A 23,507-nucleotide genomic window follows, 5' to 3' on the forward strand; every position below is an offset into this window, starting at 1 on the left:
TTTGAAGCGAGAGTCCAAGCATGTGTGAGTTACTGGGCATGAGCGCCAATGTCCCGACCGATATTGTGTTCAGCTTCACCGGGCTGATGCAGCGCGGTGGGCGCACCGGTCCGCACCGTGACGGTTGGGGCATCGCTTTCTATGAAGGGCGCGGATTGCGCTTGTTTCAGGATCCGGCAGCCAGCAGTGAGTCGGAAGTCGCGAACCTGGTGCAGCGCTACCCGATCAAGAGCGAAGTGGTGATCGGGCACATCCGCCAGGCCAACGTCGGTAAGGTCTGTTTGTCCAACACCCATCCGTTCGTGCGCGAGTTGTGGGGCCGCAACTGGTGTTTCGCCCATAACGGCCAGTTGGCGGATTTTCAACCGACTGCCAGCTTCTACCGTCCCGTGGGCGATACCGACAGCGAAGCGGCGTTCTGCGATGTGCTCAACCGTGTGCGTGCTGCATTCCCCGAGCCGGTCGAGGTCGAAGAATTGTTGCCGGACCTGGTGGCCGCTTGCGCTGAATACCGCAGTAAAGGCGTGTTCAATTGCCTGCTCAGCGATGGCGACTGGCTGTTCTGCTACTGCTCGACCAAACTGGCGCAGATCACCCGTCGTGCCCCGTTCGGCCCGGCGCGCTTGAAGGATGTCGATGTGATCGTCGACTTTCAGGCCGAAACCACGCCCAACGACGTGGTCACGGTGATCGCTACCGAACCTTTGACCGAAAACGAAACCTGGACCCGCTACGAACCGGGCCAATGGAGCCTGTGGCGACGTGGTGAATGCGTCAGTCAGGGCATGACCGAATAAGGACTGCTTCCCATGTTGCTCAGTTATCTACGGCTGGTGTTGTTCGCGGCGGGCCTGTTGATCGGTGTCCAGGTGCCAGGGTTCATCAACGATTACGCCAAGCGCGTCGAAGCGCATCTGATTGAAGCGCAGACCGGTCTGAGCGGGTTCCAGGGCACCGCCAATCAGTTCTTCAAGGGCGATATGCAGGCACTGGTGGCTCATTATCGTGCCAGTGAAGACCCGATCTTTCGCAGCGACGCCGAAAGCCTGAACAACCTGTTGACCCGCCAGCAGGCCCTGGACAAGCAGTTCCAGGCAATGCAGGGACCGTGGTACATCCGCTTGCTGCAAGTGGTGCTGGCCGCTGATCCGGATATTCGCAAGGAAACCTGGAATGGCTACAGCTACCAGATTTTGTTGACGCCCGAAGCGATGATCTGGGGCATGAGTGGTGCGTTGCTGCTGTCGTTCGGGATCGAATGCCTGTTCCGCTTGATCGACTGGGTGGTGCTGGGCGGCAAACGCCTGCGCCAGAGCCGTCCGATCGAAGAGCGGGATTTGCGGGGGTTGTAACGAATGACGCGGTTCTTGTGGCGAAGGGATCAATCCCCTCGCCACACGATGCGATCAATCAGCCAGCATGATGTATTTATCACCCACCCTGCGCGCATATCCCTCCAGCACCTGCTGACATAACGCCACAATCTCCTCGACCCATTCCGCACCTACCCGCCATGACACCACCACCTGCAGGTTCGGCGGGCGCTGCTCGATGTCCAGCAAGGTCAGTTCCCCACGCGCCAGTTCCTCGGCCACCAGCACCGGTGGCAAGGCGCCGATGCCGAAACCATCGCGCAGCAACCGGGTAATCGCCGACACCGAGTTCACGCAGTTGAGCCTTGGCGCGATCACGCCGTTGGCCTGCATCAGGGCGAGTACTTCCTGATGCGGATGAGAGTTTTTCGAGTAAGTAATGATCCGCTCGTTGGCCAGATCGGCGACGCCTGAATACTCACGGTTGTACAGCGAGTTGCTGGCGACGATCCAGCCCATGGGGTGGCTGGCCAGCTCCAGGCTGCGCACGCTTTCCTGGCGCAACAGATCGGTTTGCAGGATTACATCAAGGAAGCCTTTTTGCAGCTGATCGCAGAGGTTGAGCGACGTATCGGCCACCAATTCGATTTCCACCAAGGGGTAGTGATCGGTCATCTGCGCGACCAACGGGCTGAGCCAGGTGTGGATCACGGTGTCCATCACGCCGATGCGCACACGTCCGGCCTTGCTCGAACGGGTTTCAATCGAGTGCTTGAGCGCCTGCATGGTGTCCATCATCTGCTCGGCGTAATCGAGCACTTTCAGACCCTCGGGTGTCAGGCTCACGCCCCGCGAATCACGCAGGAACAGCTTCACCCCGAGCTCGCCTTCAAGCACGGCGATGCGGCTGGAAATCGACGCCTGGGTGGTGAAGAGTTTGTCGGCGGTGAGGCGGAAACTCTTGAGTCGGGCGACCCAGACAAAGGTCTCGAGAAACTTCAGGTTCATGGGATAAAGATTTCTTATGCCTAAGGCGGGTTTTTATTAGTTGGACGCGGCAGGGCGACGCGCCCAAGAATCAGGCCATCCGGTTCCCACGATAGGCGTCGTCGGGGCTCAGAACAATACCAATAAAATCAGCGCGGAGATTTGCCATGAGTGCGCCCGACACCACAGCCATTCCGAAAGCCACGGCTCGCCCGGGACCTTTCGACTGGTATCGCAACATCAATCAGCAGGAACGCCGCACCTTCTGGAGCTGCAAGATCGGCTATGGCCTGGACGGCATGGACACCCAGATGCTCAGTTTCGTGGTGCCGACGCTGATTGCCATGTGGGGCATCACCACCGGGCAGGCCGGGCTGATTCACACCAGCACCCTGATCGCTTCGGCCATCGGTGGCTGGGTGGCAGGTATTCTCTCCGATCGCATCGGCCGCGTACGCACGCTGCAACTGACGGTGCTGTGGTTTGCCTTCTTTACCTTCCTCTGCGGTTTCGCCCAGAACTACGAGCAACTGCTGATCGCGCGTACCCTGATGGGCTTCGGTTTCGGCGGTGAGTGGACCGCCGGTGCGGTGCTGATCGGTGAAGTGATTCGTGCCAAGGACCGCGGCAAGGCCGTGGGCATGGTCCAGTCCGGTTGGGCATTGGGTTGGGGCCTGACGGCGATTCTGTATGCGTTGCTGTTTTCGGTCATGCCACCGGAGGACGCCTGGCGCGCACTGTTCATCCTTGGCATCGTGCCGGCGGTGTTCGTGATCTTCGTCCGCCGCCTGGTCAAAGACCCGGAAATCTATCGCGAAGCAAAAGCCAAGGAAGCCCCGAGCAACCCCTCGAAGTTCTATGAGATCTTCGCTCCGGGCATGCTGTTCACCACGATCCGTGCTTCGTTGCTGACCACCGGTGCGCTGGGCGGTTACTACGCGATCACCTCCTGGCTACCGACCTTTCTGAAGAACGAACGCGGTCTGAGCGTGCTCGGCACCGGCGGTTATCTGGCGATGGTGATTGTCGGTTCCTACGTCGGTTACGTCATCAGCGCCTATCTGACTGACATCCTCGGGCGCAAAAAGAACTTCATCCTGTTCGCCGTCGGTTCGTTCACCATCGTCTTGCTGTACACCCAATTGCCGGTCAGCAACGGTGTGATGCTGTGGCTGGGCTTTCCGCTAGGCTTCTTCGCTTCGGGGATTTTCAGTGGCATGGGTTCGTTCCTGACGGAACTGTTTCCTACCCGCATCCGCGGTTCAGGCCAGGGTTTCTGCTACAACATCGGGCGTGCGCTGGCGGCGTTGTTCCCGCTGCTGATCGGTCTGCTCAGCCAGACCGTGCCGCTGAGTGTGGGCATCGGTGCCTTTGCGGCAGTGTCCTACGGCGTGGTGATCCTCGCGGCCCTGAGCCTGCCGGAAACCCGTGGCAAGCAACTCGACGCTCAGTAACGGATAACCTGCGGACCTGTCCAACGGATAGGTCCTGCAGCTAAAAAGAATAAAGCCTACAGGAGTGTTCATCGTGAGCCGCCTGCTATTGAACTGTGACATCGGCGAGAGTTTCGGTAACTGGACCATGGGTCTGGACGCGGAAGTCATGCCCTTCATCGATTGCGCCAACATCGCCTGCGGTTTCCATGCCGGCGACCCGAGCATCATGCGCAAGACCGTCAGCCTGGCCCTCAGCCACGGCGTGCAGATTGGCGCCCATCCGGCTTATCAGGACCTGGTGGGGTTCGGCCGCCGTTCCATGGCCTATGCCACCCAGGAACTTCAGGACATTCTGCATTACCAGATCGGCGCCCTCGACGGCATCTGCCGGGCCCAGGGTGGCCGGGTCAGCTACGTCAAACCCCACGGCGCGATGTACAACGACATGATGGCCAACCCGGCGCAGTTGCGTGCGGTCCTGCAGGCCGTGGCCGCTTATGACCGCAGCTTGCCGTTGATGTTGATGGCCACCCGCGACAACAGTGCGGCGCAGCAGTTGGGCGATGAGTACGGCGTCACCCTGTGGTTCGAGGCCTTCGCCGACCGCGCCTATGACAGCGCCGGCAGGCTGGTTTCGCGGAGCTTGCCAGGTGCGGTGCATCACGATCCGGAGAAAATCATCGAGCAGGCGTTGATTATTGCCCGCGGCGACCACCTCACCGCCAGCGACGGCAGCGCTCTGCATTTGCAGGCCAATACCCTCTGCGTGCACGGCGACAACGCCAGTTCGGTGGCTGCCGTACGACGCATTCGTGAAGCGTTGAATGCGCAGAGTGCGCCATGAAGCTGCGGGTGGAAGTGGTCGCGCTCGATTGCCTGATGGTGCGTCTGTTCGATGAAATCGCCGAAGCCAACATGCCGTGGATGCTGGCGGCCAGTGAAAGCCTGCGGGCCGCGTTCGCTGGACACCTGATCGATCTGGTGCCGTCCTACACGACCTTGATGGTGCATTACGACCTTACCGCGTTGAGCCCGGCTCAGGCCCGGGATCTGATCGCCGAAGCCTTGATCGATTTGTCGCCCAACGCGCGTACCCGCGGCACCTGCCATGTGTTGCCGGTGTGGTACGACTTGAGCGTCGGCCCGGAACTGGCGCTGTTGTCGCAACGCAGCGGACTGGCGGTGGAGGAGGTGATCCGCCGTCACAGCGGGCGCGAGTACCAGGTGTTTGCCCTGGGTTTCGCACCGGGGTTTGCCTTCATGGGGCTGGTGGAGGAAGTGCTCGCCGCGCCACGTTTGAACACGCCACGCAAGAAAGTCGCCGCCGGCAGTGTCGGCATCGCCGAACGACAGACAGCGGCCTATCCGGTGGTATCGCCAGGCGGCTGGAACCTGATCGGTCGCACCCCGGCCAAATTGTTCGACCGCAACCGTGACGGCTATAGCTTGATGCGGCCGGGTGACACTGTGCGCTTTGAAGCGGTCGGCCATGCCGAATTCATCAGCCTGGGTGGTGACGACACGCCTCTGGAGGCCCTGGCATGAGCCGTTTGACGATTGAAGCGAGTACGCCGCTGTGTCTGTTGCAGGATGCCGGGCGATTCGGCGTGCGACATTTGGGGGTGACCCAAGGTGGCGGCCTGGATTGGTGCTCGATGTCCTGGGCCAACTGGCTGCTGGGCAACGGGCTGCATGCGCCGGTCATCGAAATCACCCTCGGCGGGTTCACCGTGGTGGCGCAAGACGATTGCGTGCTGGCGCTGGCCGGGGCGGATCTGGGCGCGCAGGTGGACGGTGAGCCGCTGGCACCGTGGCGCAGCTTCAGGCTGCATAAAGGTCAGGCTTTGCAATTCACCCAGCCATTGCTCGGCGCTCGCGCTTATCTGGCCGCGCCGGGCGGCTTTGATGCGCCGAAGGTATTGGGCAGCAGTTCGACGGTGGTCCGTGAAGAACTCGGCGGTCTGGATGGCATGGGCCGTGCGCTGAGTAAAGGCGCGTGTTTGAGCTATTCGGGCAATTCGGTAATGCTGCTGCGGGAGTTGTCGCCAGAACAAAGACCGGACCTGAGCCTCGATTCACCTTTGGACCTGGTGCTCGGTGCACAAATCGGTGAGTTCAGCGGGCAGAGCCTGTTCGATGCGTTCAATAGCGTATGGACCCTCGACAGTCGCGCCGACCGAATGGGCATTCGTCTGTTGGGTACGGCGTTGCAGTACCAGGGCAAACCGATGATTTCCGAAGGCATCCCGCTGGGCGCGGTCCAGGTGCCACCGGACGGGCAGCCGATCGTGTTGCTCAATGATCGGCAGACCATTGGCGGTTATCCGCGGTTGGGAGCGTTGACGCCGCTGGCATTGGCTCGGTTGGCGCAGTGCCTGCCGGGGGCGCAGGTGCGTTTGCGGCCGGTGGTGCAGGAAGTGGCGCATCGCGAACAAGTCGCGTATCTGCGCCGATTCGGCAACCGTTAAAAGCTTCGCGAGCAGGCTCGCTCCCACAGGGTCTCATGAACTGCAAAGATCCAATGTGGGAGCGAGCCTGCTCGCGAAGGCGCCCGAAAGGACAACGAGATTACTTGGAAAGAAACCGCATCCCTTCCTCCAGCCCCCGCAACGTCAACGGATACATCTGATCTTCGATCAGATCTCGGACGATATTGGTCGACGAGGTGTAGCCCCAAGTGTCTTTCGGGTACGGGTTGATCCAGATGAGCTTCTTGTACTTCTCCCTGAACCGCTGCATCCACACATAACCGGCTTCTTCGTTCCAGTGTTCGACGCTGCCACCGGGCTGGGTGATTTCGTAGGGCGCCATGGCGGCATCGCCGATGAAGATCACTTTGTAGTCGGCGCCGTATTTGTGCAGCAAATCCATGGTCGACGTGCGCTCGGAGGTACGGCGCATGTTGTTCTTCCACACCGATTCATAAATGAAGTTGTGGAAGTAGAAGTACTCCAGGTGCTTGAACTCGGTCTTGCAGGCCGAGAACAGCTCTTCGCAGATCTTCACGTGAGCGTCCATCGAACCGCCGATATCGAAAAGCAGCAGCAACTTGACCGTGTTGCGACGCTCGGGGCGCATCTGAATGTTCAGTAGGCCTGCATCGCGAGCGGTGTGGTCGATGGTGCCGTCAATGTCCAGCTCTTCCGCCGCACCCTGACGGGCGAATTTACGCAAGCGGCGCAGGGCAACCTTGATGTTGCGCGTGCCGAGCTCCACCGAATCGTCGAGGTTCTTGTACTCGCGCTGATCCCAGACCTTGGCCGCCTTGCCCTGGCGCTTGCCGGCGTCGCCAACGCGAATGCCTTCCGGGTTGAAGCCACCGGAACCGAACGGGCTGGTACCACCGGTGCCGATCCATTTATTGCCGCCGGCATGGCGTTCCTTCTGTTCTTCCAGGCGTTTCTTGAACTCTTCGATCAGCTTGTCCAGGCCGCCGAGGGACTGGATCGCCGCCCGCTCTTCGTCGGTCAGGGAGCGTTCGAACTCCTTGCGCAGCCAGTCTTCGGGAATCAGTGCCTGCAAGTGATCGTCGAGCTTTTCCAGGCCATTGAAGTAGGCACCGAATGCACGGTCGAACTTGTCGAAATGCCGTTCGTCCTTCACCAGAATCGCCCGGGACAAGTAATAAAACTCGTCCATGTCGGCGAAGGTCACGCGCTGTTTCAGCGCGTTGATCAGGTCCAGCAGCTCGCGCACCGAAACCGGGACCTTGGCTGCACGCATTTCATTGAACAGGTTGAGCAACATGGCGTTGGCCTCTGCTTAGCGACTGCCGCGACGACTCATGAATGCCAGACGCTCAAGCAATTGCACGTCCTGTTCGTTCTTCACCAAAGCGCCAGCCAGCGGCGGGATGGCCTTGGTCGGATCGCGTTCGCGCAGCACCGCTTCGCCAATGTTGTCGGCCATCAGCAGTTTCAGCCAGTCCACCAGTTCGGAAGTCGAGGGCTTCTTCTTCAGGCCGGGTACCTTGCGCACGTCGAAGAACACGTCCAGCGCTTCGCTGACCAGGTCCTTCTTGATGTCCGGGTAGTGCACATCAACGATCTTCTGCAGCGTGACGCGGTCGGGGAAGGCGATGTAGTGGAAGAAGCAGCGGCGCAGGAAGGCGTCCGGCAGCTCTTTCTCGTTGTTGGAGGTAATGATGATGATCGGACGTTTCTTGGCCTTGATGGTCTCGTCGGTCTCGTAAACGTAGAACTCCATCTTGTCGAGTTCTTGCAGCAGGTCGTTGGGGAACTCGATGTCGGCCTTGTCGATTTCGTCGATCAGCAGGATCACCCGCTCTTCGGATTCGAAGGCTTCCCAGAGTTTGCCCTTCTTCAGGTAATTACGAACGTCGTGAACCTTGTCCACGCCCAGTTGCGAATCGCGCAAGCGGCTGACGGCGTCGTACTCATAAAGACCTTGATGGGCCTTGGTGGTGGACTTGATGTGCCAGGTGATCAGCTTGGCGCCAAAGGATTCGGCCAGTTGCTCGGCGAGCATGGTTTTGCCGGTGCCCGGTTCGCCCTTGACCAGCAGCGGCCGCTCCAGTGTGATGGCGGCGTTGACCGCCAGCTTCAGGTCATCGGTGGCGACGTAGGCCTGGGTGCCTTCGAACTTCATCTGCTAATCCTCGAACGGTAACGCCTACCTGAACGAGGCAGGGCGGGGCGCAATAAATGGTCAGGCCCGACTATAACGCGGTGCCCGGTCGACTGTGAACGCAGACGGCTTATTCAGTCTCTGAATGGGGCGTCACATCTTGACTCGGCCTGGGGGCAAGCCAGCAATTGCAGCTGCCACCGGTCACCGAAGAAACGGGTGGCTGTAACGTTACACCGATGCTAATCCGTATCCGGTTTGGGGCGTTCATATCGCGCGTTGAATGCTTCGATGAAACCATTGCGCAAAATCTGCAAAAAAGCCTCGAACGCGCTGATATCTCGCCGGTGTACGTTGCCCCTCAGTTCGACTCGGGTGGCAAACTGGTTCTTGCCCTGGTTTTTCAGCACGGTTTCGGAGCCACCGACGATGGCTTCCCAAATGGAGCGGAAAATCCCTTTGTCCTTGTTTTCCACGTCCTGCTGCCAATTGAATACGTCGACGTCCCTCAGCAGCGGTTTGATGTAACCGGTCAATTTGGCTTTCTGGGCCTTCGCTTCGATTACCACGTCGCCGTGGCCGGCATTGAAGTCGAACTTGCCGTAGGCCGAAGCGAAATCGTTCATGCGTTTGAGCTCGATGTCCCTGACCCGCAATCGAAACTCGAAGTCTTCGAAATTGCTCAGCGGGTCGAACGTAGCGGTGGTTTCCAGCGGTGCATGCCCCAGTAGCAGCGCCTTGCCTTCGAAACGGGCGTCGCGCTTGCCTTTGGTGTCGACCACGTTGGTCAGGTTGTAGATGCTGGCATCGACCTTGGTGGCGTTCATGTTCACCGGTGGTTTGGAATTGAAGTTGCGAAAGCTGATTTTGCCGTCATTGATCCGCACTTCGTTCAAGGTGATCGGCAACAGTTTTCCCAATTGCGCACGCCAGTCGGTACCCTCACCGGTCTGGGAGTTCTGTTTGTTCGCGCCGCCGTCGACGAAATTCACTTCGGGATTGATGAACTGCACTTCGGCCACCACGGCGTGGTCGTGCCAGAGGGAACGCCAACTGACGGAAAGATCGATCAACGGTGCATTAACGAAGGGCACTGGCACCTTGCCGTCGACCTTGACGATTTTCAGGCCGTTGATTTTATAGGCACCGCGCCACAGGGCTAGGTCCACGTCGGCAATCTGGCCCCGGTAGTCGCCCATGTCCGACAGTTTTTCGTTGAGGTAGTCGCGCACCAGCCAGGGCAGGGCGAAGTGCAGGGTTATCAGCAGCACAGCAAGGCCGCAGAGTGTCCACAGGGGCCAGCTGTATTGACGTTTCATGGTGGCAAATCTCTGGCGATCTAAAGCCATTGACTGCGCTGATAACCGGACGTTCGACCTGACTGGACGCCCGCGGGCAACAGGCATACCTTGATGCGCTTAATAAATGCTGTATCAAGGACCCAGCCATGAGTCGTATTTTCGCAGACAACGCCCATTCCATCGGCAATACACCGCTGGTGCAGATCAACCGAATCGCGCCGCGCGGTGTGACCATCCTGGCCAAGATCGAAGGGCGAAACCCTGGGTATTCGGTCAAGTGCCGGATCGGCGCAAACATGATCTGGGACGCCGAAAGCACCGGAAAACTCAAGCCTGGCATGACCATCGTCGAACCGACCTCCGGTAATACCGGCATCGGCCTGGCCTTCGTGGCCGCCGCTCGGGGTTACAAACTGATGCTGACCATGCCTTCGTCCATGAGCATCGAACGACGCAAGGTACTCAAGGCTCTGGGTGCGGAATTGGTGCTGACTGAACCGGCCAAGGGCATGAAGGGCGCCATCGAAAAGGCGGGTGAAATCGTTGCCGGCGATCCGTCCAAATACTTCATGCCGGCTCAGTTCGATAACCCGGCCAACCCGGCCATCCACGAAAAAACCACCGGGCCCGAGATCTGGAACGACACTGACGGTGCCGTTGATGTGCTGGTGGCAGGCGTCGGAACGGGTGGAACCATCACCGGCGTTTCGCGGTATATCAAGAATACCCAGGGAAAACCGATCATCTCGGTGGCGGTCGAACCCGCCGTTTCGCCGGTGATCACCCAGGCCTTGGCCGGTGAAGAGATCAAGCCCAGCCCGCACAAGATCCAGGGTATCGGTGCCGGTTTTGTGCCGAAGAACCTGGACCTGTCGATGGTCGACCGGGTGGAATTGGTCAGCGATGAGGAATCCAAGGCCATGGCCCTGCGTTTGATGCAGGAAGAAGGGATTCTGTGCGGCATTTCCTGCGGCGCGGCGATGGCGGTGGCGGTTCGATTGGCCGAGACCCCGGAAATGCAGGGCAAGACCATCGTGGTGGTTCTGCCGGATTCTGGAGAGCGCTACTTGTCGAGCATGCTGTTCAGCGATTTGTTTACCGAGCAGGAGAACCAGCAGTAACGCTTGGGGTACGCAGCGCCGATTCAGATGCCATTGCGGGCAAGGATTACCCGCGATGGACCGCGCAGCAGTTTCTGAGTCAATAGCGTGATGCAGTTCAGCGGACGTTCAGCCGCCTTGTGTCAAGAAGGGTTTATTGCACAATCCTTAACACTGAATGTTGGAAGAGGCGGGTTATTCCCGAAGTGGGTAGTGTTTATCATGCCGGCTGCAACGTCGGGTAAATGGCGTTGTGCAAAGTGTCAATTATCAAGGAGATGTTGATGACCCTTTCGTTTGCCGCGAAGACGTCAGTGTTGCTGCTGTTCTTCGGCAGTACGCTTTATGTGCATTTGCGCGGTAAGGTGCGGTTGCCGGTCTTGCGTCAATTCGTCAACCATTCTGCGCTGTTCGCGCCCTATAACGCATTGATGTACCTGTTCTCCCGCGTGCCTTCCAAACCCTATCTGGACCGCAGCAAATTCCCTGAACTTGACGTGCTCAAGGACAACTGGGAAGTCATTCGCGACGAAGCGATGCACCTGTTCGACGAGGGGTATATCCGCGCCGCCGAGAAGAACAACGATGCCGGTTTCGGCTCGTTTTTCAAGAAGGGCTGGAAGCGCTTCTACCTCAAGTGGTACGACAAACCATTGCCTTCAGCTGAACTCCTGTGCCCCAAAACCGTGGCGCTGGTCAGCGGCATTCCCAACGTCAGAGGCGCCATGTTCGCCCTGCTGCCGGGCGGCAGTCATCTCAACCCGCACCGCGATCCGTTCGCCGGCTCCCTGCGTTACCACCTTGGCCTGTCGACCCCCAACTCCGACGATTGCCGCATCTTTGTCGACGCTCAGGCGTATGCCTGGCGCGATGGCGAAGACGTGATGTTCGATGAGACCTATGTGCATTGGGTCAAGAACGAAACCGACAAGACCCGCGTCATTCTGTTTTGCGACATCGAACGGCCGCTGAGCAACCGCTTCATGACCCGCATCAACCGCTCGATCAGTGCTGTTCTGGGCCGTGCGACTGCGCCGCAAAACCTGGATGACGAGCGTGTGGGCGGGATCAATCAGGTTTACGCGTGGAGCAAGAACTCCAGTGACAAAGTCAGTGGCGCGGTCAAGCAATGGAAGCGGCGCAATCCCAAGGCGTATCGCGTGCTGCGTCCGGTGTTGGCAGTGGTGGTACTGATGTTGTTGGGGTACTGGGTGTTTGGATGAGTCCGATCACAGCAAAAAAACGCTCTTTTCGGGCGTTTTTTGCTGTGAATTCATCGACGTCCGGCGAGCACGTTAGGTTCTTCGCCTTCGATGCCGGTCGCAAGTATTTGTAGAATGCGTCGTTGGCTGTCAGTAAGCACAAGAGCAGTCTGCTTTCTGACCAATGCGGATGAGTGTTTTTTTGAAGGAGATTTCTTACTGGATTTACTCATTTTCGCTCCGCTATTGATCGTTAATTGAGCAGTTTTTACGATACAAGGCTTTCCAACGCTTTGACAAGTCGTCGTTCAGCATCGAAGTAAAAGCCATGTTGCTGATAGATAGGAATTGCACCTTTCAGAGGCTCCTGCACTTCAATAAATCTACTCCCGATAATTGCCGCGTAGTGTTCAATGACCAGAATTGACAGCGTGGCGATACGCTTTTTCAGAGGGTGAACCTCTCCTGGCCGTCCCTCCAGTCGTACGATGCGGATTCGCTGCCGACTGTTATTTGGATTGGCAAAGCAAAGCCCGCACAGTTGTTCATCGAACCAGATGGATAGATCCAGGGCCAAAGGTTCCTTCGCTTTCCATCCAACAATCTCACGCCATGAAAAATGCGGATCATCCCAGCGCTCGCTTGCGTCCAATGCCTGTGTGTCGATCGGTTCAAATCGCACCTTCGATAAGTCGAGTGTCGTAGGGCAGGCTCGTTCCAGTTCATCTTGCAACTGGGCAATGGCAATGCCGGCAAGCTTTCTGGCCTGTGATTTGTACAACTGATACCGAAGATGAGTCCGTTCCCTTGGCATGTGATCTCTTGCATTCCATTTCCCTCTTGGGCATTGCAGTGAATCCCAAGCCTAGATATCCGAGCGAAGCCTGTCGTTGCTGGCCCTTTGACCAAGTCATTGCAATCCATGTCTCGCGCTGGTTATAGTCGGCGCACAGTGAGTTCCCGAAGCCACTTTTTCATCCCTCTACAAAAGATCAGCCCAATGCCTGCATCCCGGATCAACGCGGTAGTCGATTCAGCGGTCAACGCTGGCGTCGTGCCGTGCGGGAATCAGCAACCTGTGCAGATCAGTCATTACCCACCACCTGTCAGTAGCACGCCGGTGTGCGCAGTCGTATCACCGCCGGGCGTTGGCGTTTCGGGCTGATCAGCTTTTTTGCTGTTCCCCCGCGCCCACCTGAACACAACTACTGAATTTCAGCTTCGGCTGAGTTGGCTTTTTATTGCCTGACTACAGGTGGTACTCATGTTTGTCCTTACTCAAAAGTCCGCGCTCGCGGCGGCTTCTACGAGCCTGTTCGTCCTGCTGTGGAGCAGCGGGGCGATCTTCTCCAAATGGGGGCTGGCCCATGCGGCGCCCTTTGCCTTTCTGCTGGTGCGCTTTGTCATTGCCTTGTGCGGTCTGTTGTTGCTGGTGCCATTGCTCAAGCTGAAGTTGCCCAAGGGTGGAAGGCCGATGCTCTACGCGATGTCCACCGGGATCGTGTTGCTGGGGGCTTATCAGATTTTTTATCTGCTGGCCCTGGACCTGAAAGTCACACCCGGTGTGATGGCGACCATCATGGGGGTGCAACCCATTCTCACGGTGGTGATCATGGAGCGTCAGCGATCAGCCAGCCGCCTGTTTGGCTTGGCGCTTGGGTTGGCCGGGTTGATCATGGTGGTTTTCCAGGGCATCGGTCTGGCCGGCATGTCATGGGCCGGGATGCTCTTCGGTTTACTGGCGCTGGCGAGCATGACGTTCGGTTCGATCATGCAGAAGCGCATCACCGACAATCCCCTCGGCACGCTGCCGGTGCAGTATCTGGCTGGTTTGTTGCTGTGCGGGATCTTCGTACCGTTCCAACCCTTTCACTTCGAGCACAGCAGCGGTTTTATCGTGCCGGTGTTGTGGATGGGGCTGGTGGTGTCGGTGTTGGCGACCTTGCTGCTGTACCGCTTGATCGCCCGGGGCAACCTGGTGAATGTCACCAGCCTGTTTTACCTGGTGCCGGCGGTGACGGCGGTGATGGATTACTTGTTTTTCGGTAATCGCTTGGCGACGTTGAGCATGCTGGGCATGCTGTTGATCATCGTCGGTCTGGTGTTTGTATTCCGTAAAACAGTGTGAGTGTGTAGGAGCGAGCTTGCTCGCTCCTACAAAGGGATCGAATGCGCATGCTCGGCCCGCACCGAATTCATGAACGCCTGCATCGCTGACGATTGAATGCGGTGACGCCGTGTGATCAGCCCGTAGGGGGGCAATCGCGCTTCGAACTTGATCGGCAACACGGCCAGCAAATCGCGGCCGGGATAATCCTCGACCACCGACACCGGCGTCACGCCAAGCATGTCGGTCTGCTGGATCAATGAGAGCAAGGTCATGATCGAAGTGGTTTCGACGATGCTGCTGGGGATATCGACCCGTGCGTTGTGGAACACCTGATTGATGATCGAGCGCATCGGGCTGGGATGCTGTTGCAGCACCCAGGTCTGATGTTGTAACTCGGCCCAACTCAGTTGCTTTTCTTGCGCCAACGGGTTTTGTGCGCCGCAAATCACGCACAAGGCTTCTTCGCCGAGACTGTCGAACAGTAATTCCTCGGCCCGGGCACCGGCCGGAATCCGCCCCAGCACGATGTCCAGTTGATCCTGCAACAGTGCCTGCACCAGCACGTCGCTGGTATCGACCTGAATGCTCATGGACAACCGCGGATGGCTCTGTTTCAAGGTCGCGATGGTGCGGGTCAGAAGGCCCGACGCCAGCGCCGGAATCGCACCGACGGCGACTCGGCCAAGGTTGCCGGATTCGAGCGCCACCAGTTCCTCGCGCATGCCGCTGAGTTCAGCGAAGACCATGCGTGCGTAGTAGATGACGGTTTCCCCGAACGGAGTTGAACGCATGCCCCGGGGTAGGCGCTCGAAGAGTTCAACGCCAAGCAGGTCCTCGGCTTCATGCAACATCTTGGTGGCCGCCGGCTGGGTCATGCCGATGTGGTCGGCGGCACGGCGCAACGATCCGAATTCCTGCAACGCCAGCATCAGGCGCAGTTGGCGCAGACGCAGTCGACTGTGGATCACATTGGCAACAGGAATTCGGGTCATGGGCCGCGCTCGCAGAAAAGACTGCGGCAAGCCTGACAACAAATGTCAGGCGTTGCCAGCATTGCTGTGTCAAAGCACCGATTTTGGCTTGGCGACAGGGGATTTTCGCAGGCCCATCAGGGTTTGCAGCGCCTTGGAAATCAATGGCCAGAACAGCATCAGCAGTGCCGCCGTGGTCAGACTGCCCACCAACGGGTTGGACCAGAAAATCCCCAATTGTCCGTCGGAGAACAGCATCGACTGGCGGAATGCATCTTCGGCCTTGTCGCCGAGCACCGCGGCCAGTACCAGTGGGGCAATCGGGTAGCCAAGCTTCTTGAACAGATACCCCAGCGCGCCGAAGCCAAGCATCAGCACCACGTCGAAAAACGAGTTGTGCACCGAGTACGCACCGATGGCGCACACCATGATGATGATCGGGGCGATGATCGAGAACGGAATGCGCAGGATCGAGGCGAACAACGGCACGGTGGCCAACACCACGATCAGGCTTACCACATTACCCAGGTACATGCTGGCGATCAGGCCCCAGACAAAATCATGCTGTTCGACGAACAGCGTCGGGCCGGGATGCAGGCCCCAGATCATCAGGCCGCCAAGCATGACCGCCGCCGTGGCTGAACCGGGAATGCCCAGGGTCAGCATCGGCAACAGGGCGCTGGTGCCAGCGGCGTGGTCGGCGGTTTCCGGGGCGATCACGCCTTCGAGTTCGCCCTTGCCGAAATTCTCACGGTTCTTCGAGAATCGCCGTGCCAGGCTGTAGCTCATGAACGAGGCTGCTGTCGGACCGCCAGGGGTAATCCCCATCCAGCAACCCACCAGGGTGCTGCGCACAATGGTCCACCAGTAACGTGGCAGTTTCGCCCAGGTACGCAGAATCACCATCGGCGTAATGCGCGCATGCTCGCCACGAAATACCAGGCCTTCTTCCACCGTGCAAAGGATTTCACCGATGCCGAACAGGCCGATCACCGCCACTTCGAAGCTGATGCCGGTCATCAGGATCGGCTGGTCGAAGGTCAAGCGCAGGTTGCCGGACACGGTGTCCATGCCGACTGCCGCCATGGCAAAACCGATCATCATTGCCACGACTGTTTTCAGTGGTGGGTTCTTGCTCATGCCGATGAAAGTGCAGAACGCCAGCAGGTACACCGCGAAGAACTCCGGCGAACTGAACGACATGGCGAACTCGGCAATCCGGGTCGACAGGAATGTCAGCAACAAGACCCCGGCCAGAGCGCCGATCAGTGCCGAACTGAACGCGGCGGTGAGGGCTTCGGCGGCACGACCTTCACGGGCCATCGGGTAGCCGTCGAACGTCGTCGCCACCGATGAGGGCTCGCCGGGAATGTTGAACAGGATCGAGGTGATTGAACCGCCGAACAGCGCGCCCCAATACATGCACGACAGTAAAATGATCGCCGACACCGGCGACATGGTGAACGTCAGTGGCAGCAACAGAGCCACGCCATTGGGGGCGCCGAGGCCAGGCAACACGCCGACCAGAATGCCCAACAGCACGCCGACCACCATCAGGCCGATGTGGCCCGGGGTCAGGATCAGGTTCATGCCTTGCAGCAGGGAATCGAATTCGCTCATTTGAAGTTTCTCCCGGCCAGGGCAATCCAGTCGCCCATCGGGCCGGCATCCAGCGGGACCTTGAACCACAACGCAAAAATCAGGTAACTGGCGAGTACCGCGCCGAGGGACACGCCAGCGATCATCCATTTGCCGTAGGGCTTGGCGCGGGTGGTGTCACGCCACATGAACCAGGCGATGAACACCGCCGAAGCGAGGTAAATGCCAGTGAATGGCATCGCACCGACGAACAACGCAATCGGCACGAACACCGACAGCACTTGGCTGAACGCACTGTGACTGACAAAGGCAACACTGAGCGTTTGCCAGCGCACCAGCGTCAATACGCCATTGGCGACACTCGCGGCACTCAACAGCAGGCCGATATAGAAGGGGAAGTAACCCGGCTCGGGGCCGGCATCACCCCAGCCGATACCTTGTTCGATGCTGCCGAACATCACCACCACGCCAATCAGGGTGGTGAACAGTGTCAGGCCGAGTTCAACCCAGCGGGTGCCGATCAGCGCCGGTGAATCCGAAGAATGGGACATGAATCACCTCCAGCAGGTGAAGGCCGTTCGCGGGCGAACGGCCGTGAACAACTCAGTTTTTCAGCCAGCCGGCTTCCTTGAACACCGGAGTGACGCGAGCCGTGTCTTTTTCGATGTAGGCGGTCAGCGGTTCGCCTTCCAGGAAGGTCGGTACCAGTGCGTTCTGCTTGACGTAGGCCTTGAACTCCGGAGTCTCGGTGACTTTGCGCATCAGCTCGACGTAGAACGCGCGCTGTTCGGTGCTGATGTCACCGGGCATGAACACGGTGCGCGGGAAGCGGTACTGATCGATGCCCAGCCCCTGTTCATGGCAGGTGGGCACGTCGGCCCAGGATTTATCGCCGGCGACTTTATCGGTGTAGTTCATGCGTTCCTTGCTGAACACGCACAGTGGTTCGACCTGGTCGCCGCGCCATTGACTGATGCTTTCACTGGGGTTGTTGACGTTGGCGGCAATATGTTTACCGGCCAATTGCGTCGCGGCTTCACTGCCGCTCTTGAACGGGATGTACACCAGTTTGCTGTTGTTGGTCTGGTTCAGCAGCAAGGTCAGGGTCTGGTCGACATCCTTGGACTGGCTGCCACCCATGCGCAGCTTCGAGGGATCGGCCTTCGCCGCTTCGTAGAAACCCCTGGCGTCTTTCCATGGCGCACCCTTGTAGCTCCAGAGAATGAAGTCATCCTCGGCCACGGCGGCAATCGGCGTCAGTTCCTGCCACTGGTAGCCGAGCTTGGACACCAGCGGCAACAGGTAGATGTTATTGGTGCCGATCACCAGCTTCTCGGGATCGCCTTTGTTCATCTTCATGTCGAGAAAGGCTTCGGCACCATTGCCGCCGCCCTTGTTGAGGACGATGGTGTTGACGTCGAGCAGTTTGTGGGTAGTGATGATTGACTGGATCAGGCGACCGAGCTGGTCGGTACCGCCACCGGGGCCACCGGCAACGACGATTTCGATGTTCTTGTCAGGTTGCCATGCGGCTTGAGCGAGTGCGGGAAGACTGCCTGCGGCGATCAGCGTGCAGCCAAGAAACAGACGGGATGTGCGACGGACGAATGCATTTCGCATGGAAGGGCCTCGTTTTGTGTTTTTGTAATTGTTATGGGCGGCTTGTCTGTGCGGTAAAGCCGCAAGCCTGGGCCGAGTGTGGGAAGGCTGCGTCGTCGCGTCTACTCAAAACAATACATACACCGATAGCCTGGGGTTATAGCTCGCCGAAGCAAACGCCGCGGTAATGGCGCAAAGCTTCGGACTAGAGCGGAATGTGCAATAAGTCGAAACAGAACCTGTCCCCTGAAAGCTCAGTGAAAGTCCGGTATGCCATAACTCGAGGCTATCGCCTGATTTCAAGTTTTGATTAGACGGTTATCACCGAGCCTTCGATAGTGCTCGCCAACGCGGTCTGTGGGAGCGAGCCTGTTCGCGATGGTCGTTAACGAAAACGCTTGTTAACTGACTGACCGCGGCGCTTTTGAATTCTTCGAGCAGGCTCGCTCCCACAGACTGCAATAAGGTTGTTCCCTACAAAAATAATAAAGAGGTACGCACCATGGCTCGTCCCAGTGCTTCCCTGCATCTGCCCGGCACCGATGCTTCGCCCGCCGCTGCGGCAACATCGCAGGCCTCCACCGTCAAGGCCAGCAATGTGCGCTGGCGGATCTTCGCGATCATCTTCGCCCTGACCATGGTCAACCTGATCGATCGGGTCTCGCTGTCCATCGCGATGCCGACCATTGCCCAAGAATTTTCCCTGTCGCCCAGCACTCAGGGCCTGATCCTCAGCAGCTTTTTCTGGGCCTATGCCCTGTTGCAGATTCCTGGTGGCTGGCTGATCGATCGTTTCGGACCGCATCGGGTGATCAGTTGGTCCACCGGGCTGTGGGGCACGTTCCAGGTGTTGGCGGCGTTTGCTACCGGTGGTTTGTCTTTGCTGTTCGCCCGAGTGGCGCTGGGGGCTTCGGAGGCTCCGTTGTTTCCGTCCGGCGGCAAGTTGATTTCCCTCTGGCTGGCGCCCAGCGAGCGCAGTCGCGGCGCGGTGCTGATGGACAGCGGCAGCCCACTGGGCGTGGCCCTCGGCGGGCTGATCATCGCCTACCTGATTGCTTCGCTCGATTCCTGGCGTCTGGCGTTCGTGATCGCCGGTGTCGCGACACTGGTACTGGCCTGGCTGGCGCGGCGTTATCTGCGCGATGACCCGGCCAGCCACCCGCAGGTCAATGTTCAGGAGCTGGAGAAGATCAACGCCGGACGCGCCACTGCGGCTGCCGAAGCCGCCCGTGTGCCGGTAAAAGGTTTGGGCATCGCTGCCCGTTCCCTGAGCGGTTTGCTGATCGGCCGGGCCAGTTGGGCCATGGTGTACTTCGGTTTGCTGACCTGGGGACCGAGTTATCTGTCCCAGGCCCGAGGCTTTGATATCAAGGGTATCGGTGCGGCAACGTTCGTGATTTTCGTCTGCGGCGCGTTGGGTTCGTTGACCGGTGGTTTTCTGTGCGATGGCTTGATCCGCAGGGGCGTCAGTCGCGGGGTGGCAGTCAAGAGCCTGCTGGCGTTCTCCGGCCTGGTGGCCCTCGGCGCATTCCTGCTGTTGCCGACCCTGAGCAACCCTTTTGCCGCTGTGGCGTTGTTGGCCATGACCGCGTTTTTCCTGATGTGGGGCAGTCTCTACTGGAGCTTCCCGGCGTTGCTGGCCGCTCCGGCGCGGGTTGGTCTGATCGGCGGTGTGATGAACATGGCCGGCAGCACGGGCGGTATAGCGGTGCCGATTCTGGTGGGCGTGATTCTGCAGGTGACCGGCGGATTTGCCCCTGTACTCGGGTTCTTTGCAGCGTGTTCGGCGGTGTTTGTCTTCGCCACGTTGTTCATCAGTCTCGACGAGGTACGCCATGGATAAGCGCTGGAGTGGCCCGATCATCGACGCCCATCATCACTTCTGGGACCCCGCCATCAACGATCACCCGTGGCTCGCGCCACAGGCGAACATCCCGTTTCGCTATGGCGATTACAGTGCGATCAAGCGGCGCTATTTTCCCGAGGATTATTTCGCCGATGCCGGTGAACACCGGGTGGTGCAAACGGTGTACGTCGAGACCGAATGGAACCCGCAAGACCCGATTGGCGAGACCCGTTTCATCGAGCAATTGGCCGCCCGCTACGGCGTGCCGAATGCGATCGTCGCCCAAGCCTGGCTGGACCATCCAGACGCCATCGCGGTGTTGACTGAACAGGCCAGTTACAAGTGTGTGCGCAGCGTGCGGCATAAACCCGGCGGCGCGACGTCACCCGAGCAGTTCGGTCGTGTGCGAAGCCTGATGAGCGACGAACGCTGGCGGCGCAGTTACGCCGCGCTGGAAGGATTGGGGCTGCATTTCGATTTGCAGACGCCGTGGTGGAACCTGCCCGAAGCTGAACGGTTGGCCCGGGACTTTCCCGGCATCACCCTGATTCTCAACCACGCCGGATTACCCAACGACCGCAGCGCTGAAGGCCTGGCGGGGTGGCGGGTTGCGATGGCGCGGCTGGCCGAGTGGCCCAACGTGCAGGTGAAGATTTCCGGCCTGGGCCAGGCTGGCCGGGCATGGCGCGCCATCGACAACGCCTGGGTCGTGCGCGAGATTATTGCGATGTTCGGTACCCGACGGGCAATGTTCGCCAGCAATTTTCCCGTGGACAGCCTGTGCGGCTCGTTCGATGACATTTACAGCGGTTTCAAATCCATCGTCGCCGATCTGCCAGTGGCCGATCAGGAGCGACTGTTCTACAGCAACGCGCAGCGGGTTTACCGCTGCGAACCTTGCGCCATCGACCGGGCGTGGCCTGAACCCCTGAGGAGTGAAGCATGAAAAAAACCACCATCGCCATGGTCCTGGGGGACCCGGCGGGTATTGGCCCGGAACTGATCGCACGCTTGCTCGGCGAGCCTGAAGTGCGCAGCCAGGCCCATGTCATCCTGATTGCCGACGAGGCGCAAATGCGTCGTGGCATGCGCATCGCCGGGACAGAGTTTCCCTATCGTCGCGTGGAGTCGCTCGAGCAGCTGTCGTTCGTCGACGACACGCCGCTGTTCTATGATTTTCGTGGCGATACGATCGGTGAATTCCCGCGCAGCCAAGCCAGTGTGATCGGCGGTCGCTACAGCCTCGACACGCTGGAAAAAGCCCTGCGCCTGACCGAGGCCGGGATCACTGACGCGGTGCTGTTCGGGCCACTGAACAAAACCTCACTGCACATGGCCGGCATGGCCCACAGCGACGAGTTGCATTGGTTCGCCGAGCTGCTGGATTTCCACGGGCCATTCTGCGAGTTCAACGTGCTCGACAACCTCTGGACTTCACGGGTGACGTCCCATGTGGCGCTGGCCGATGTTTCAGGTCTGCTGAATGAAAAGCGCGTGGTAGAAGCGATTCAACTGATCGACACCGCACTCAAGCGCAACGGTTTGGAAAGACCGCGCATCGGTGTCTGCGGCCTGAACCCGCACAACGGCGACAACGGCTCTTTTGGCCGCGAGGAGTTGGACATCATCAGTCCGGCGGTACGCACTGCCCAGGCGTTGGGAATCGCAGCGGAAGGGCCGTATCCGGGGGACACGATTTTCCTCAAGGTCCAGGGTGATGCCAGCGCTTTCGATGCGGTGGTCACGATGTACCACGACCAAGGCCAGATCGCGATCAAGTTGATGGGCTTCTCCCGCGGTGTGACCGTGCAGGGCGGCCTGCCGATCCCGATCACCACCCCGGCCCACGGCACCGCGTTCGACATCGCGGGGCAGGGCAAGGCCAACGTCGGCGCGACTCGCCAGGCATTCGAGATCGCCTGCCGGATGGGGGGCAACAGCGACTGATCGAATGCAGTACCCCTGTGGGAGCGAGCCTGCTCGCGAAGACGGCCTGACAGACACTATTGCAGTGACTGTCTTGCCGCTTTCGCGAGCAGGCTCGCTCCCACAGTTGTTTGTGAGTGCCCGATAACTCGATCTACCCAATAACCGTTTTTTGGTATCACCCCAGGTTATCGCCGGATACGCATAAGTGATTATCCGCCACTCCCGAGCGCTGGCTAAAGTCGCTCCATCAACTCAACAACAACTACAAGAAGCCAGCAGCGCAAGGAATCCGTATCCATGAAAATCAAAGCAATCCGCACCCGCGTTTTCGAGTGGAAAGGCAAAGTCGTCCCCCCTCAAGCGCACTTCTGCACTAACGCCAGCGACATCCTGTTCGAGCGCGGCGACGCCATGGGCTCGTTCCGTTTTCACGGTTGGCTGGTGGTTGAAGTGGAGACCGACACCGGTCTTGTCGGCATCGGTAACTGCGCGCTGGCGCCCCGTGTGGCCAAGGAAATCATCGACACGTATCTGGCACCCATCGCCATCGGCGAAGACCCGTTCGACAACGAATACATCTGGCAAAAAATGTACCGTCAGAGCCACGCCTGGGGTCGTAAAGGCATCGGCATGGCGGCGATCTCGGCCATCGACATCGCGATCTGGGACATCATGGGCAAAGCGGTGAACAAGCCGGTGTTCAAACTGCTGGGTGGCCGCACCAAGGAAAAGATCTGGACCTATGCTTCCAAGCTCTACGCCAATGACAACCTCGACCTGTTCCTCGAAGAGGCCCAGGGCTATCTGAACCAGGGTTTCACCGCGCTGAAGATGCGTTTCGGCTACGGTCCGAAAGACGGTCCGGCGGGCATGCGTCGCAACATCGAACAAGTGCGCGCCCTGCGTGAACTGGCCGGACCCGACGTCGACATCATGCTCGAGTGCTACATGGGTTGGACCCTGGAATACGCGCGGCGCATGTTGCCCAAACTCGCCGAGTTCGAACCGCGCTGGCTCGAGGAACCGGTGATCGCCGACGACATCGAGGGATATATCGAGCTGAAAAAAATGGGGATCATGCCGATCTCCGGCGGTGAGCACGAATTCACTTCCTACGGCTTCAAGGACCTGCTGGAACGCCGCGCCGTGGACGTCATCCAGTACGACACCAACCGCGTCGGTGGCATCACTGCCGCGCGCAAAATCAACGCCATGGCCGAAGCCTGGTCGGTGCCGGTGATTCCCCACGCCGGACAGATGCACAACTACCACCTGACCATGTCCACCACTGCCTCGCCGATGGCCGAGTTCTTCCCGGTGTTCGACGTCGAAGTCGGCAACGAACTCTTTTACTACGTGTTCAAGGGCGAACCGCAACCGGTCAACGGCTACATCCAGCTTGACGACAACAAGCCGGGCCTGGGCCTGGAAATCTCCGATGAGTACCTGAGCGACTTCAACATCATCGAGTGACCCTGTGGTGAGGGATGAATCCCTCACCACAAATCCACGACTTTCCGGAGGGCC

General features: G+C 59.1%; 23 protein-coding genes. 13 read left to right on the forward strand and 10 right to left on the reverse strand.

Features of this window, described 5'->3' with window-relative positions; genetic code table 11:
* Positions 1 to 20 precede the first annotated feature (20 nt).
* Both AC07ZE_RS08025 and AC07ZE_RS08030 read left to right on the forward strand, forming a co-directional pair.
* The gene (locus AC07ZE_RS08025; protein WP_207263071.1) at positions 21 to 797 is read left to right on the forward strand and encodes a class II glutamine amidotransferase; all 777 of its coding nucleotides are present in this window, start codon (positions 21 to 23) and stop codon (positions 795 to 797) included.
* Between the two features lie 12 nt (positions 798 to 809).
* Positions 810 to 1,352: a DUF2937 family protein gene (locus AC07ZE_RS08030; protein WP_095195511.1), complete on the forward strand. Its 543-nt coding sequence runs from the start codon at positions 810 to 812 to the stop codon at positions 1,350 to 1,352.
* A gap of 54 nt (positions 1,353 to 1,406) precedes the next feature.
* Here the strand turns inward: AC07ZE_RS08030 and AC07ZE_RS08035 are convergent, their stop codons facing one another.
* Positions 1,407 to 2,321 carry a LysR family transcriptional regulator gene (locus tag AC07ZE_RS08035; protein ID WP_207263072.1) on the reverse strand — a complete coding sequence of 305 codons (915 nt, stop codon included), beginning with the start codon at positions 2,319 to 2,321 and terminating at the stop codon, positions 1,407 to 1,409.
* 146 nt (positions 2,322 to 2,467) lie between these two features.
* On the opposite strand from AC07ZE_RS08035, the gene AC07ZE_RS08040 reads away from it, so the two are divergent.
* The 4 genes from AC07ZE_RS08040 to AC07ZE_RS08055 all read left to right on the forward strand — a co-directional run bounded on the left by AC07ZE_RS08040 (position 2,468) and on the right by AC07ZE_RS08055 (position 6,204).
* On the forward strand, positions 2,468 to 3,754 hold the full coding sequence (locus AC07ZE_RS08040; protein WP_095195513.1) for an MFS transporter: 1,287 nt from the start codon (positions 2,468 to 2,470) through the stop codon (positions 3,752 to 3,754).
* Between the two features lie 73 nt (positions 3,755 to 3,827).
* On the forward strand, positions 3,828 to 4,580 hold the full coding sequence (locus tag AC07ZE_RS08045) for a 5-oxoprolinase subunit PxpA (RefSeq protein ID WP_095195514.1): 753 nt from the start codon (positions 3,828 to 3,830) through the stop codon (positions 4,578 to 4,580).
* Positions 4,577 to 5,281 carry a 5-oxoprolinase subunit B family protein gene (locus tag AC07ZE_RS08050; RefSeq protein ID WP_207263073.1) on the forward strand — a complete coding sequence of 235 codons (705 nt, stop codon included), beginning with the start codon at positions 4,577 to 4,579 and terminating at the stop codon, positions 5,279 to 5,281. The genes AC07ZE_RS08045 and AC07ZE_RS08050 overlap by 4 nt, the downstream gene beginning before the upstream one ends.
* Positions 5,278 to 6,204 carry a 5-oxoprolinase subunit C family protein gene (locus tag AC07ZE_RS08055; protein WP_207263074.1) on the forward strand — a complete coding sequence of 309 codons (927 nt, stop codon included), beginning with the start codon at positions 5,278 to 5,280 and terminating at the stop codon, positions 6,202 to 6,204. The genes AC07ZE_RS08050 and AC07ZE_RS08055 overlap by 4 nt, the downstream gene beginning before the upstream one ends.
* 100 nt (positions 6,205 to 6,304) lie before the next feature.
* Here AC07ZE_RS08055 and AC07ZE_RS08060 read toward each other — a convergent pair whose 3' ends face one another.
* The 3 genes from AC07ZE_RS08060 to AC07ZE_RS08070 all read right to left on the reverse strand — a co-directional run bounded on the left by AC07ZE_RS08060 (position 6,305) and on the right by AC07ZE_RS08070 (position 9,672).
* Entirely contained in the window at positions 6,305 to 7,483 is a 1,179-nt protein-coding gene (locus AC07ZE_RS08060; protein WP_095195517.1) for a vWA domain-containing protein, read from the reverse strand.
* A gap of 15 nt (positions 7,484 to 7,498) precedes the next feature.
* Positions 7,499 to 8,344 (reverse strand): AAA family ATPase, encoded by an 846-nt coding sequence (locus AC07ZE_RS08065; RefSeq protein ID WP_207263075.1) that lies wholly within the window; start codon positions 8,342 to 8,344, stop codon positions 7,499 to 7,501.
* 221 nt (positions 8,345 to 8,565) lie between these two features.
* On the reverse strand, positions 8,566 to 9,672 hold the full coding sequence (locus tag AC07ZE_RS08070) for a DUF748 domain-containing protein (protein WP_494990427.1): 1,107 nt from the start codon (positions 9,670 to 9,672) through the stop codon (positions 8,566 to 8,568).
* 98 nt (positions 9,673 to 9,770) lie between these two features.
* On the opposite strand from AC07ZE_RS08070, the gene cysK reads away from it, so the two are divergent.
* Entirely contained in the window at positions 9,771 to 10,745 is a 975-nt protein-coding gene (gene cysK / locus AC07ZE_RS08075) for a cysteine synthase A (protein WP_207263078.1), read from the forward strand.
* Between the two features lie 263 nt (positions 10,746 to 11,008).
* Positions 11,009 to 11,947: an aspartyl/asparaginyl beta-hydroxylase domain-containing protein gene (locus AC07ZE_RS08080; protein WP_207263080.1), complete on the forward strand. Its 939-nt coding sequence runs from the start codon at positions 11,009 to 11,011 to the stop codon at positions 11,945 to 11,947.
* A 50-nt stretch (positions 11,948 to 11,997) separates the two neighbouring features.
* Here the strand turns inward: AC07ZE_RS08080 and AC07ZE_RS08085 are convergent, their stop codons facing one another.
* Positions 11,998 to 12,159: a hypothetical protein gene (locus tag AC07ZE_RS08085; RefSeq protein WP_207263082.1), complete on the reverse strand. Its 162-nt coding sequence runs from the start codon at positions 12,157 to 12,159 to the stop codon at positions 11,998 to 12,000.
* 35 nt (positions 12,160 to 12,194) lie between these two features.
* On the reverse strand, positions 12,195 to 12,740 hold the full coding sequence (locus AC07ZE_RS08090; RefSeq protein WP_207263084.1) for a hypothetical protein: 546 nt from the start codon (positions 12,738 to 12,740) through the stop codon (positions 12,195 to 12,197).
* 450 nt (positions 12,741 to 13,190) lie between these two features.
* Between AC07ZE_RS08090 and AC07ZE_RS08095 the strand changes: the two genes are divergently transcribed.
* Positions 13,191 to 14,054, forward strand: a complete 864-nt coding sequence (locus tag AC07ZE_RS08095) for a DMT family transporter (RefSeq protein WP_207263087.1) — start codon at positions 13,191 to 13,193, stop codon at positions 14,052 to 14,054.
* Positions 14,055 to 14,080: 26 nt separating this feature from the next.
* Here AC07ZE_RS08095 and AC07ZE_RS08100 read toward each other — a convergent pair whose 3' ends face one another.
* From AC07ZE_RS08100 to AC07ZE_RS08115, 4 genes are all read right to left on the reverse strand, one after another.
* Positions 14,081 to 15,028, reverse strand: coding sequence for a LysR family transcriptional regulator (locus AC07ZE_RS08100; RefSeq protein WP_207263088.1), 948 nt, complete (start codon positions 15,026 to 15,028; stop codon positions 14,081 to 14,083).
* Positions 15,029 to 15,097: 69 nt separating this feature from the next.
* Positions 15,098 to 16,627: a tripartite tricarboxylate transporter permease gene (locus AC07ZE_RS08105; protein WP_207263090.1), complete on the reverse strand. Its 1,530-nt coding sequence runs from the start codon at positions 16,625 to 16,627 to the stop codon at positions 15,098 to 15,100.
* Positions 16,624 to 17,157 carry a tripartite tricarboxylate transporter TctB family protein gene (locus AC07ZE_RS08110; RefSeq protein ID WP_207263092.1) on the reverse strand — a complete coding sequence of 178 codons (534 nt, stop codon included), beginning with the start codon at positions 17,155 to 17,157 and terminating at the stop codon, positions 16,624 to 16,626. The genes AC07ZE_RS08105 and AC07ZE_RS08110 overlap by 4 nt, the downstream gene beginning before the upstream one ends.
* Positions 17,158 to 17,209: 52 nt before the next feature.
* The gene (locus AC07ZE_RS08115) at positions 17,210 to 18,226 is read right to left on the reverse strand and encodes a Bug family tripartite tricarboxylate transporter substrate binding protein (RefSeq protein WP_207263093.1); all 1,017 of its coding nucleotides are present in this window, start codon (positions 18,224 to 18,226) and stop codon (positions 17,210 to 17,212) included.
* A gap of 481 nt (positions 18,227 to 18,707) precedes the next feature.
* Between AC07ZE_RS08115 and AC07ZE_RS08120 the strand changes: the two genes are divergently transcribed.
* From AC07ZE_RS08120 to AC07ZE_RS08135, 4 genes are all read left to right on the forward strand, one after another.
* Positions 18,708 to 20,048 carry an MFS transporter gene (locus tag AC07ZE_RS08120; RefSeq protein WP_259331937.1) on the forward strand — a complete coding sequence of 447 codons (1,341 nt, stop codon included), beginning with the start codon at positions 18,708 to 18,710 and terminating at the stop codon, positions 20,046 to 20,048.
* Complete coding sequence (locus AC07ZE_RS08125) at positions 20,041 to 20,997, forward strand: amidohydrolase family protein (RefSeq protein WP_207263096.1); 957 nt, start codon at positions 20,041 to 20,043, stop codon at positions 20,995 to 20,997. Before AC07ZE_RS08120 ends, AC07ZE_RS08125 begins: the two co-directional genes overlap by 8 nt.
* Complete coding sequence (locus AC07ZE_RS08130; protein ID WP_207263097.1) at positions 20,994 to 21,998, forward strand: 4-hydroxythreonine-4-phosphate dehydrogenase PdxA; 1,005 nt, start codon at positions 20,994 to 20,996, stop codon at positions 21,996 to 21,998. Before AC07ZE_RS08125 ends, AC07ZE_RS08130 begins: the two co-directional genes overlap by 4 nt.
* A 279-nt stretch (positions 21,999 to 22,277) precedes the next feature.
* Positions 22,278 to 23,453 carry an L-rhamnonate dehydratase gene (locus tag AC07ZE_RS08135; RefSeq protein ID WP_007972458.1) on the forward strand — a complete coding sequence of 392 codons (1,176 nt, stop codon included), beginning with the start codon at positions 22,278 to 22,280 and terminating at the stop codon, positions 23,451 to 23,453.
* The last annotated feature ends 54 nt before the right edge of the window (positions 23,454 to 23,507 follow it).

It is taken from the genome of Pseudomonas sp. GW101-3H06, from assembly GCF_059424605.1.